This window comes from Thermithiobacillus tepidarius DSM 3134 (genome assembly GCF_000423825.1).
Lineage (GTDB): Bacteria > Pseudomonadota > Gammaproteobacteria > Acidithiobacillales > Thermithiobacillaceae > Thermithiobacillus > Thermithiobacillus tepidarius.
Map to the genome: position 1 here is coordinate 57,352 of NZ_AUIS01000012.1, position 11,093 is coordinate 68,444.

The 11,093-nt window shown below is 65.8% G+C and carries 11 protein-coding genes; 6 read left to right on the plus strand and 5 right to left on the minus strand.

What is annotated here, in order from left to right:
• Nucleotides 1-7 precede the first annotated feature (7 nt).
• On the plus strand, nucleotides 8-3,406 hold the full coding sequence (locus tag G579_RS0107930; protein WP_028989760.1) for a pilus assembly protein: 3,399 nt from the start codon (nucleotides 8-10) through the stop codon (nucleotides 3,404-3,406).
• Between the two features lie 157 nt (nucleotides 3,407-3,563).
• Here G579_RS0107930 and ispH read toward each other — a convergent pair whose 3' ends face one another.
• The 3 genes from ispH to G579_RS16545 form a co-directional block, all read right to left on the minus strand.
• Nucleotides 3,564-4,493 (minus strand): 4-hydroxy-3-methylbut-2-enyl diphosphate reductase, encoded by a 930-nt coding sequence (gene ispH, locus G579_RS0107935; protein WP_028989761.1) that lies wholly within the window; start codon nucleotides 4,491-4,493, stop codon nucleotides 3,564-3,566.
• Between the two features lie 298 nt (nucleotides 4,494-4,791).
• A complete protein-coding gene (locus G579_RS0107940; protein ID WP_028989762.1) occupies nucleotides 4,792-5,556 on the minus strand; it encodes a slipin family protein in 765 nt (254 codons plus the stop codon).
• Between the two features lie 95 nt (nucleotides 5,557-5,651).
• Complete coding sequence (locus tag G579_RS16545; protein WP_211218688.1) at nucleotides 5,652-6,989, minus strand: NfeD family protein; 1,338 nt, start codon at nucleotides 6,987-6,989, stop codon at nucleotides 5,652-5,654.
• Between the two features lie 281 nt (nucleotides 6,990-7,270).
• Here G579_RS16545 and G579_RS0107950 point away from each other — a divergent pair, with 281 nt between their 5' ends.
• Nucleotides 7,271-7,480, plus strand: a complete 210-nt coding sequence (locus tag G579_RS0107950; protein ID WP_028989763.1) for a hypothetical protein — start codon at nucleotides 7,271-7,273, stop codon at nucleotides 7,478-7,480.
• A gap of 55 nt (nucleotides 7,481-7,535) precedes the next feature.
• On the opposite strand, the gene G579_RS16550 is transcribed toward G579_RS0107950, so the two are convergent.
• A complete protein-coding gene (locus G579_RS16550) occupies nucleotides 7,536-8,342 on the minus strand; it encodes a metallophosphoesterase (RefSeq protein WP_051181143.1) in 807 nt (268 codons plus the stop codon).
• 72 nt (nucleotides 8,343-8,414) lie between these two features.
• Here G579_RS16550 and G579_RS0107960 point away from each other — a divergent pair, with 72 nt between their 5' ends.
• The 4 genes from G579_RS0107960 to G579_RS0107975 all read left to right on the plus strand — a co-directional run bounded on the left by G579_RS0107960 (nucleotide 8,415) and on the right by G579_RS0107975 (nucleotide 10,794).
• The gene (locus tag G579_RS0107960) at nucleotides 8,415-9,305 is read left to right on the plus strand and encodes a fructosamine kinase family protein (protein ID WP_038018896.1); all 891 of its coding nucleotides are present in this window, start codon (nucleotides 8,415-8,417) and stop codon (nucleotides 9,303-9,305) included.
• A 19-nt stretch (nucleotides 9,306-9,324) separates the two neighbouring features.
• On the plus strand, nucleotides 9,325-9,735 hold the full coding sequence (locus G579_RS18250) for an OsmC family protein (protein ID WP_051181148.1): 411 nt from the start codon (nucleotides 9,325-9,327) through the stop codon (nucleotides 9,733-9,735).
• A 101-nt stretch (nucleotides 9,736-9,836) separates the two neighbouring features.
• Nucleotides 9,837-10,058: a helix-turn-helix domain-containing protein gene (locus G579_RS0107970; RefSeq protein ID WP_028989765.1), complete on the plus strand. Its 222-nt coding sequence runs from the start codon at nucleotides 9,837-9,839 to the stop codon at nucleotides 10,056-10,058.
• Between the two features lie 193 nt (nucleotides 10,059-10,251).
• Complete coding sequence (locus G579_RS0107975) at nucleotides 10,252-10,794, plus strand: PAS domain-containing protein (protein ID WP_028989766.1); 543 nt, start codon at nucleotides 10,252-10,254, stop codon at nucleotides 10,792-10,794.
• 13 nt (nucleotides 10,795-10,807) lie between these two features.
• Here G579_RS0107975 and G579_RS0107980 read toward each other — a convergent pair.
• A partial coding sequence (locus G579_RS0107980) for an IS5 family transposase (protein ID WP_028989767.1) occupies nucleotides 10,808-11,093 on the minus strand: 286 nt, incomplete at its 5' end.

Below are 11,093 nucleotides of genomic sequence, written 5' to 3' on the forward strand. Positions count from 1 at the left end.
CAAGCAGATGAAAAACAAAAGAATACTCGCCGCTGCGCGCGCCCCGCGCATCCTCCTCCCCTTTCTGGCCGCCCTGGTTCTCGGCTTGTACCAGGCCGATACCGGACGCGTCAGCGCCGCCAGCAACCTGGCCTTGGCCAATGACCCGCTGTTCCTGAAGCAGGCGGTGGAGCCCAACGTTATGTTCCTCATCGACGACAGCGGCTCCATGGACGCCGAGGTGATGACGCCCTACACCGACAGCGGCTATGTGGAGGCCAGCGAGAACATCTACAAGGTGTATCGCGGCGGTGAGTACTGGTACAAGGGCAACCGGGGTGGCTACATCTTCAACAACGACAGCAACAACGCCGGTCCTCTCAACAACGGACTGGGTTACGTGCCCAGCAGCGATCCCCGTCCGCGTTCCTATCAGTGGAACTCGATTTACTACAATCCCAACGTGACCTACACACCGTGGCCCGGCACGGATACCAAGACCTTCGGCAACGCCAACCCGAAAGCGGCTCCCAATGACCCCATGGACGCCGCAGCCGGCACCACCGACCTGACCCAAAGCGGCATCGCGGTCTACTACACGCTGCCGAATAGCGTCAGTCCTGCCACCGCCAGCCACACGGGCGGCGCCGCCGGCACCGGCGACTATGTCCTGAACACCATCGATCCCAGCAACACGGCGCAGATGCAAAACTTCGCCAATTGGTACGTCTACTACCGCAAGCGTATCTACGCCGCCAAGAACGGCATCGGTTCGGCCATCGCCAACCTGTCCGGCATGCGCGTCGGTCTGACCGACATCTACAACACCGGCACCATCCTGGTGCCGCTGGCGACGATCACCAACAGCACGGCCCAGAAAAACAAACTCCTCAACACCCTGTACGGGCTGGTGGCCAGCGGCGGCACGCCCCTGCGCACCTCGCTCCAGGCTGTGGGTGAGTACTTCAAGACCAAGGACAGCGATGCGCCCATCACGGCGCCCTGCCAGCAGAACTTCACCATCCTGATGACCGACGGCTACTGGAACGGCGGTTCCCCGGGCGTGGGCAATGTGGACGATGGCAAGGGAAAACCTTACCAGGACGACCACAGCGACACCCTGGCCGACGTCGCCATGAAATACTATGAGGAAAACCTGCGCCCCGACCTGGCCGAAGGCCAGGTCGAACTGGCGCCCGGCACGCACGAAACCAACAGCAATCCGCACATGGATACCTTCACCATCGGCTTCGGCGTCAGCGGAACCCTGGATTCCAGCGTCGATCCGTACCAGAACCCGCCCGCTTGGCCTGCCGTTTCGTCCAATGACAAAACCACCGTGGATGATCTCTGGCATGCCGCCGTGAACGGCCGCGGCCAGTTCCTCAGCGCCAAGGATCCGCAGGCCCTGCTGAACGCCCTGAACAGCTATCTGGCCAACATCGCCGGCCGCACCGCCTCCGCCGCGGCGGTATCCCTCAACAGCACCAGCATCAGCTCCACCACGCACCTGTATCAGGCCCGCTTCGACTCCGCTTTCTGGGTGGGCGACCTGCGGGCCTACGGCATCGATCAGAACACAGGTGCGGTCAAGAGCACTCCCGTCTGGAGCGCGCAGAGCGAACTGGACAGCCTGACCGGCAACGGCGGCTGGGACAGCAAGCGCATCATGGCCACTTGGAATCCGAGCAGCAATGCCGGGGTGGCCTTCCGCTGGGACAGCCTGTCCAGCAGCCAGCAGAACCTGCTGAACAACAACGGGGCGGACAAGCTAGGGGCCGCCCGCCTGGATTACCTGCGCGGCGACAAGAGCAAGGAAGGCAATCCCTTCCGGACGCGCCAGCACATCCTGGGCGACATCATCGACAGCCAGCCGGCCTACGTGGGCAAGCCGCCCTTCCTCTACAACTACCAGAACTACTATGCGTTCAAGACCACGGGCACGGCCGCCAACCGGCCCGGCATGGTGTACGTCGGGGGCAATGACGGCGCCCTGCACGCCTTCGATGCCGCCACCGGCATGGAACGCTTCGCCTTCGTTCCCAACGGCGTCTTTCCCAAGCTCGCGGGCCTGACGAACACCAACTTCACCCATCAGTACCTGGTGGACGGCTCTCCCGCCGTCGGCGACGTGACCTTCAGCGACAACTCCTGGCATACCATCCTGGTGGGCGGGCTCAACAACGGCGGCAAGAGCGTCTATGCGCTGGATGTCACCGATCCCGCCAGCATCACCACCGAGGCCGCGCTGGCCGGCAAGGTGCTGTGGGAATTCACCGATACCGACCTGGGACAGACCTTCAGCCGTCCCGTCGTCGTACCGCTCCGCGGCAACTCCCAGGGAACCACTTGGCAATGGGTGGTCATCTTCGGCTCCGGCTACAACAACAGTAACGGCAAGCCCTACCTCTACGTGCTGAACGCCCAGACCGGCGTCCTGCTCAAGAAGATCGATCTCTGCGGCAGCAGCAGTCCCGCCTGCGATACCAATCTGCCCAACGGCCTGGCGAGCCCGGCGGCCGTGGCCAGCAATGGCTGGGACCTGGTCGATGCGGTGTATGCCGGCGACCTGCAGGGCAACATGTGGAAGATCGACCTGTCGGACAGCAACCCGAACAAGTGGCAAGTCGCCTATCAAAGCGCCGGCAAGAACGTACCCCTGTTCAAGGCCACGGATAGCCTCGGCAATCCGCAGCCCATCACCACGGCGCCCGACGTCACCTTCCACCCCAAGCATCCTGCGAAGACTGGCGTCATGGTCTATTTCGGCACCGGCAAGTATCTGGAAAGTACCGACATTACCGACACGAGCCACCAGCAGACCTTCTATGGCATCTGGGACAGCGGCGCGGCGCTGGGCACCTTCAATCGAAACACGACGCCCACCTCGCCAAACCTGCAAGAACAGCAGCTGGACACGGTCAGCATCGGCGGCCAGTTGGTGCGCGTTTCCGAACAGAATCCCATCAACTGGAACACCCAGAAGGGCTGGTATACCGATCTGCCCACGGCCGGGGAGCGCTCCATCACCAATCCCCAGGTGGTGGCCGGGCGAGTGCTCTTCACCACCTTCATTCCGGACTCCAGCGCCTGCGGACGCGGCGGCAAGAGCTGGCTGATGGTGCTGGACTACGCCAGCGGCAGTTCCTTCAGCAAGCCGGAAATGGACATCAACAAGGACAACGTGCTTGACGACAAGGATCTGGTCAGCAATCCCCCAAGCGGTTTCGCTGATGTGCCGACCGGCCTGTCCCTGGGACAGGGCCTGGCGGCCAGCCCCGCGGTGATCGGCGCGGGCACTGCGGGCGGGGGCGGCATCTCCGAGATCAAATACATGAGCAAGTCGGATACCAGCATCGAGGCCGTCAAGGAGCGCGGCGGCGGCGCCGGCGGCTCGCGGCCGATCTCCTGGCGCGAGTTGTTCTAGCGAGTGCAGGACAAGCGATCTGCCACGGAGGAGAGCGGGTTTGATGGGAGGGTGGCCCCGGCGGGGTCACCCTTTTTACATGAGGCTGCGGGAAGAAGCCGGAATCCGATGTGAAGCGGAAAGACGCTGCTTCAGGATGGGGTCGAAGGCAAGCCGTTCAGCTCCGCGCCAACGCCTGCGGCAGACTGAACACCACCTTTTCCCGCACGCCTTCCGCCTCCCGGCTCGCTTGACCGCCCCAGGCCTGCAGCTGGGCCACCACGCCTTGCACCAGCGCTTCCGGGGCCGAGGCGCCGGCAGTGATCCCTACCCGTGCCACGCCCGCGAACCAGCCCCGCTGCAATTGGCTGGCATCCTCAATCAGATGAGCCGCCTTGCCCAGGCGCGCACCCAGTTCCGCCAGGCGGTTGGAATTGGAGCTGTTGGGCGCGCCCACCACCAGCAGCACGTCCACCGCTTCCGCCAGCCGCTTGACCGCATCCTGGCGGTTCTGGGTGGCGTAGCAGATGTCGTCCTTCCTGGGCCCGACGATCTTGGGAAAGCGGCTACGCAGGGCCTGGATGACCTGCGCCGTGTCGTCCATGCTGAGGGTTGTCTGGGTGATGTAGGCCAGATTGTCCGGATCGCGGACCCGCAATCTCTCCACGTCCGCCACTTCGGACACGAGATGCATGCTGCCCGGCGCCGCCTGGCCCATGGTGCCTTCCACCTCGGGATGGCCGGCGTGGCCGATAAGGATCATCTCCCGCCCTTCGCGGCTGTAGCGGACGACCTCCATGTGGACCTTGGTGACCAGTGGGCAGGTGGCGTCGAAGACCTGCAGCCCGCGCCGCTCGGCCTCGGCGCGCACGGCCTGGGAAACGCCGTGGGCGCTGAAGATGACCGTGGCTCCGTCGGGCACCTGGTCCAGCTCTTCCACGAAAACCGCGCCGCGTGCGCGCAGCCCGTCCACCACATGACGGTTGTGCACCACCTCGTGTCGCACGTAGATCGGCGCCCCGAGCATTTCGAGCGCCCGCTCCACGATCTGAATGGCCCGGTCCACGCCGGCACAGAACCCCCGGGGATTGGCAAGCAGAATTTCCATAGGCATCGCTCTGATGAATGGTTTGGGCAAGCATATCCGATTGCGGGGACAGTTTCGACTCCGGGCCATGGCCGGCATGGGACGTGGCTTGCGGCGGGCGGATTGTGGGGGCATCGCGCGCCCATGCCGGCGCCCACTCCGATCCTGCCGGAAGGTTTCGCGGCATGGGTGAAGGGGATAGACGCGAGCTTTGGCGCTTGGGAGCTTGGCCCCTGCCGGGCCGGCACAGAGCGGCCCGCAACGCGTGCCGCGCGGACCCGTCCCCGCCGGCATGGAGGCGACGGATCCGGCGCCCCGGCTACCTCTCCCCCGTGCGCTTGCCCAGATCCATGAATGGCTTGATGAGTTCGATGGGGAACGGAAAGATGGTGGTGGAGTTCTTCTCCGCGGCGATCTCGGTGAGGGTCTGCAGGTAGCGCAGCTGGATGGCCATGGGCGCCTCTTCCAGGGTCTTCGCCGCATTCACCAGGGTCTGGGAAGCCTGCAGCTCGCCCTCGGCGTGGATCACCTTGGCGCGGCGCTCGCGCTCGGCCTCGGCTTGCCGGGCGATGGCGCGGATCATGGTGTCGGGAATGTCCACGTGCTTGATCTCGACGTTGCTGACCTTGATGCCCCAGGCGTCGGTCTGGGCGTCGAGGATGTCCTGGATGTCCTTGTTGAGCTTGTCCCGCTCCGCCAGCATCTCGTCCAGCTCGTGCTTGCCCAGCACCGAGCGCAGGGTGGTCTGGGCGAACTGGTTGGTGGCCGCCATGACGTTTTCCACCTGGATGACGGCCTTCTGCGGATCCACCACGCGGAAGTAGACCACGGCATTGACCTTGACCGAAACGTTGTCGCGCGAGATGACGTCCTGGGTGGGCACGTCCAGGACGATGGTGCGCAGGTCCACCCGCACCATCTGCTGCACGATGGGGATCAGGATGATGAGGCCCGGGCCCTTGACGCGCCAGAAGCGCCCCAACTGGAAGACCACGGCGCGCTCGTACTCGCGCAGCACCTTCAGGGAAGCCGCCAGAAAAACGATCAGGACGATCAGGATCAGCAGAAGGGGTGTAGTCAGCATGGAAGGCTCCTTCGTGTCAAAGATAGGTGGGCAGCGCCGCCGCGCCCCGAACTGTTTTTCTACGTTTTTTCATGGACACGCTTCCCGTCCTCGCGTCACTCCGCAGGCGTGCCCGGCGTCAGGATGGGGCCCAGGCTTCCGGGCCCTCCCGCCTTTTCCACCCGCAGCGTCAGCCCGTCGAGGCCGGTCACGCGCAGGCGTTCACCCTTGTGCACCGGCTCCGCGGCCTGCGCCTGCCAGATCTCGCCGTGGGCCCGCACGTGTCCCTGGCCGACGAAGTCTTCCAGCGCCTCGGCCTCGCTGCCGACCAGCTGCTCGGCGCCGGTCACCACCGGGCGGTGGCGCGCCTTGAGCGCCATGCTGGCCACGGCGAAGAGGAAACCGCCGCTCAGCAGCGCGGCGGCGGCGATGAGCGGCAAGGCGATGCCGAAACCGGGAACATCCCCTTCCATGAGCATGAGGGAGCCGAGCACGAAGGCTACCAGACCGCCCAGGCCGAGGGCGCCGAAGCTGGGCACGAACGCCTCGGCCACGAAGAAGAGCAGGCCCAGGATGATGAGCGCCAGGCCGGCATAGTTCACGGGCAACACCTGGAAGGCGAAGAGAGCGAGCAGCAGCGAAATGGCGCCGATAACGCCCGGCAGCACGGAGCCGGGGTTGGCCAGTTCGAAGATCAGGCCGTACACGCCGATCAGCATCAGGATGTAAGCGATGTTGGGATCGGTGATGGTCGCCAGCAGCCGATTGCGCCAGTCGGGCATGAACCGCTGGATCTCCACATTCTGCAGGGCCAGAGTGCGTACGCCGCCGGCGGTTTTGAGCGTTTTCCCCTCCAACTGGCGCAGCAGGGCCGGCAGATCCGGCGCCACGTAGTCGATCACGCGCAATGTCAAGGCCTGCTCCGCCGGCAGGGAGGCAGCCTCCCGCACCGCCTGCTCGGCCCACTCCGCGTTGCGGCCGCGCAGGGCGGCCAGGGAGCGGATGTAGGCCACCGCATCGTTGACCTGCTTGCGTTCCATGGCATTGGCCGGGCGCTCCTTGCGCTCGGGCGACGGCTCCTCGCCGCCCGGCATGCCGGGGGAGCCGATCTGCACCGGCGTGGCGGCGCCCAGGTTGGTGCCCGGCGTCATGGCGGCAATATGCGCGGCATACAGGAGATAAGTGCCGGCGCTGGCGGCGCGGGCGCCGCTGGGCGTTACATAGATCGCCACCGGCACGGGCGAAGCGAGAATGTCCCGGATGATGGCGCGCATGGAAGTATCCAGGCCGCCGGGGGTATCCATCTCGACCACCACCAGTTGGGCCCGCTCCTCGGCGGCGCGATCCAGGCCGCGGCTGATGTAGTCGTGGGTTGCCGGGCCGATGGCGCCGTCCACCCGCAGCACGAGCACCGGCGCGGCCGCCGCTGCCATGGGCAGCAGCAGGGCAAGCACGAGCCAAAACCACCGGAGCCAGCATCTCGTCCGCATTTTCGCCTCCAGGCATGGCCTGCGCCGGCCTTTGGCGCATCCTTTCAAGTTTAGACCACCAGCCGGCGCCTGGGGTCCCGCCACGCCCGCCAAGGGCAACGGCGGCCGCCCCGCCCCGTCCTTGCACTCCGCCGAAAGTCTTCTATAGTTAATTCATCCAGGCAGTGTCTTTGCCGCGCACGTCGGAAGCTGCGCGACATGAGCATGGGTACGATTGGATCAAGCCTTTCTCGGGAGGATGGGTCATGCAGATTTATTCACTCCAACACGCGCTGGAAGTGATGGTGACTTGTGAAAAAGGCAGCGATGCGCATCGTGCCGCATTGACCTACTACATCGAGCACGCGTCCCCCGAACAGGCGGTGCGCTTCGGCGGCATTTACGCCAAGTACTTCTCCGACATCCCCACCTATCCCGGCGAGCAGCCGCGTACCGTGACCATGCGCCACTCCTGAGATCAGGAACACCGACGCGCAAGGAAGTTTTGGCAGGGCAGCGCTGCCGATCCCGTCAGTAACGGCAGCTTTCCAGCCGGCCGTGCTCCGGATGCAGCATCCAGGCGCTGCGGTCGCCGGGGCGCACGAGGGTCAACCCGAAGCCGAGCTCCCGGTAGCGCATGTCGAGTCCCGGGTAGACCGCGCCGGTGTCCAGGCAGACATGCGAGGCCCGCACCCGGATGCCGGTGTCCGGCGTGTGGCCGCAGTAGGTCGGCGACAGGCCGGCGCGCTGCGCCGGGACCGGCTCGTCGCCCAGCATGAGACTGCGCCCCCAGATCAGGCGCTCCCGCTCTTCCGGGCGCTGCAGCAGTTGCCCGCCATCGATCTCGGCATCGCCCGCCCACGGCGGCAGTTCCGCGTGCACGATGTTGAAGCGCGTCGGCGCGCCGCGTCCGACCACGATCACGAGCGGCAGCGACTGGATGCGCGCGAGCAGGCGCCGGGCCCAGTCATCCAGCTGCAGCTTGCCGTTCTTGTGCAGCACATGCTGCGCGAACCAGTCGCCGCCGTTGTGGCGCCAGTTCGACCACCAGCTCCCGCCGGCACCGCGGTCGAAGAACTCGCGGCAGGCGCGCCGGCACATTTCCTCGTGATTGCCGAGCACCGCATGGAACCAGGGCTCGAACAGCAGCTCCGCACAGCGTGCCGACTCGGGCCCGCGGTCGAGCAGATCGCCCACGGAAAGCAGCCGGTCGCGCGCGGGGTCGAAGCGTACGTGGGCCAGCAGGTGCTCCAGCAGGCGCCACTCCCCGTGCAGATCGCCGACGATGTAGTCCACCCCGCGCCGGTTGACTTCCAGGAACCTGACCCGGTTGCTCATCCGCTCCCCTCCCCCGCAGCGGCCTTGAAGACCCCGATTCCTGCCCCTAAGATAAGCCACAGGAGGAGACGAATGCCCACGCCCCTGATTGCCGCCATCAGCGACGCGATTGCCGCCGCCACCGGCACTCCCTTCGCGGCCCGCGGCTCACAGGCCGTGGCTGGGGGCTGCATCAACGAGACCTTCTCTCTTGAGGATGGAAGACGGCGCTATTTTGTCAAGACCAATGCCGTTGCCGGGCTGAGCATGTTCGAGGCGGAAGCGGCGGGTCTGGAGGAGATCGCGGCCAGCCGAACCATCCGTGTGCCCCGGCCCATCTGCCTGGGCAGCCACGGCCGGCATGCCTTTCTGGTGCTCGAGCACATCGCCATGGGGCCGGGCGACGCGGTCAGCCCGGAGCGGCTGGCACGGCAGCTGGCGCACATGCACCAGACACAGTGGACAGCCTTCGGCTGGCGCCGGGACAACACCATCGGCAGAACGCCACAGCTCAACACGCCGACCAGCGACTGGACCACCTTCTGGCGCGATCGGCGACTCGGCTATCAGCTGGCGCTGGCCGCCGACAACGGCTACGGCGGCGAGCTGCAACGCAGCGGCGAGCGGCTGCTGGCGGCGCTGCCCGCCTTGTTCGGCGGCTACCGGCCACAGCCGGCCCTGCTGCACGGCGACCTGTGGCACGGCAACTGCGCCATGGACGCGGACGGCGAGCCGGTCATCTTCGATCCGGCGGTCTATTACGGCGACCGCGAGGCGGACATCGCCATGACCGAGCTCTTCGGCGGCTTTCCGCCGCGCTTTTACGCCGCCTACCGGGAGGCCTTGCCCCTGGATCCGGGCTACGGGACACGCAAGACGCTCTACAATTTGTATCATGTCCTGAACCACCTGAACCTGTTCGGCGGCGGCTACCTGGGACAGGCGCGCCGCATGCTGGACCAGCTCCTGAGCGAGTGCCGCTAGGGCGCAGCGGAGGATCCCCATGAAGATCGTGCTGCACGCCGATACCGAGCTCACCCTGCAGGAAGGCAAGGCGTCCGGGCTGGAGGTGGTCGCCGAGAACCCCGACGTTCACTACGGCGCCATGCAGATGTTCGCCACCGCCCTGGCGCTTTGCACCTACTCGGTGCTGGTCAGCTACGCCGAGCAGATCGGCACGGACACCGAGGCCCTGGCGATCCGGGTGCGCTGGCGTTACGCCGCCCATCCCGCGCGCATCGACCGCATCGACATGGACATCACCTGGCCCGAGCTGCCCGAATCCCGGCTGCCCGCGGCCCGCCGCGCCGCCGCGCACTGCACGCTGCACAACACCTTGCACCAGCCGCCCGAAGTCCATACCCGCGTGCGACACGGGCCCGCCGACACCCCACCGCAAAGCACGCAGGAGTAAGACAAAGGCCCGAGCCGGATCGGGCCGGGTGTCATCCTCTTGTCATCTTGTTGCGCTAAGCTCTTGCGCATTGCCGATTCCCGTGCGTGAGAGGAGCTGTCATGAGCCATCCCAGTGCCGCCCAAATCCGTGCCGTCCGCGAGCAGGCCGGCCTGTGCCCCGCGTCGGCAGCGGCCAAGCTGGGCCTGAGCGTGCGTCGCTACAGGGACATGGAACGCGGACTGCTGCCCATGAGCCTGCGGCACTGGTGCCAGATGCAGTCGCTGACCTACCGCTTCAAAACGCCCCCGTTGCACGGCAAGATCCGGGGCGTGGCCGCCTGAGCGCGAGCCGGCTCTGCGCGTTGCCCGGCCATCCGTTGCGGCGAATCCGCGCTTTCCGGGCGGCATCCCACTTTTTGCTCACGCGGCGTCCCTGCCATTGATGCTACTTTTCCACTTGGATCGAATCTAAGAAGTTGTAGGACGGTGGCACAGCACCGTCCGCCGTGTTGCCTACCACCTCCGAGAGGTTGCCATGCCTCGCACGCCGCTATCCGATTCCCCCAATGCCGGGCGGTTCCGGGGGCACCTGCGGCCGCTCATCCGCAAGCGGCCCTCGGCGATTTATCTGCTGCAGGTCCGGGATGATCGCCTCGTGCCGGTCTGGGTGAGCAAGGACATCAGCCGCATTACCGGCTATGCCGCCGACGAAGTTCTGGCCAGCGCCGACTGGTGGACGGAGCACCTGCACCCGGCGGATCGGCTGCGCATCGTGGAAAAGCAGTCGCGCCTCTTCGAGGGAGAGCGCTTCGCGCAGGAATACCGCTTCCGGCACAAGAACGGCCATTACCTGTGGATCAGCGACGAGGCGAAGCTGCTGCGGGATGCCGCCGGCCAGCCCCGCGAGATCGTGCACACCTGGTACGACATCACCGACCGCAAGCGCCTCGAGGAAACCCTGCACGAGCGCGACCGCACCTTCCGGCTGATGTTCATGCACAGCCCCCTGCCCATGTGGGTGTACGACCTGCGCACCCTGGCTTTTCTCGAAGCCAACGAGGCGGCCGTGCAGCACTAGGGTCTGTTCTCAATCAAGCCAACCAGACGATGGAACAAGCCAGATGGACGAACGACAGGAAGGAGTGGGCGAGCTTGTCGTAACGCGTGGCGATGCGTCTGAATTGCTTGATGCGAGCGAAGAAACGCTCGATCAGATTGCGGCTCTTGTAGATATGCCGGTCGAACGAGCGGGGGTTGAGTCGGTTGGAACGCGGCGGGATTACCGCCTGACCGCCCTGCGTCGTAATTGTTTCGACGAAGGCATCCGAATCGTAGCCCTTGTCGGCCACGATGAATTCGGCCGGCTGATCCTGGATC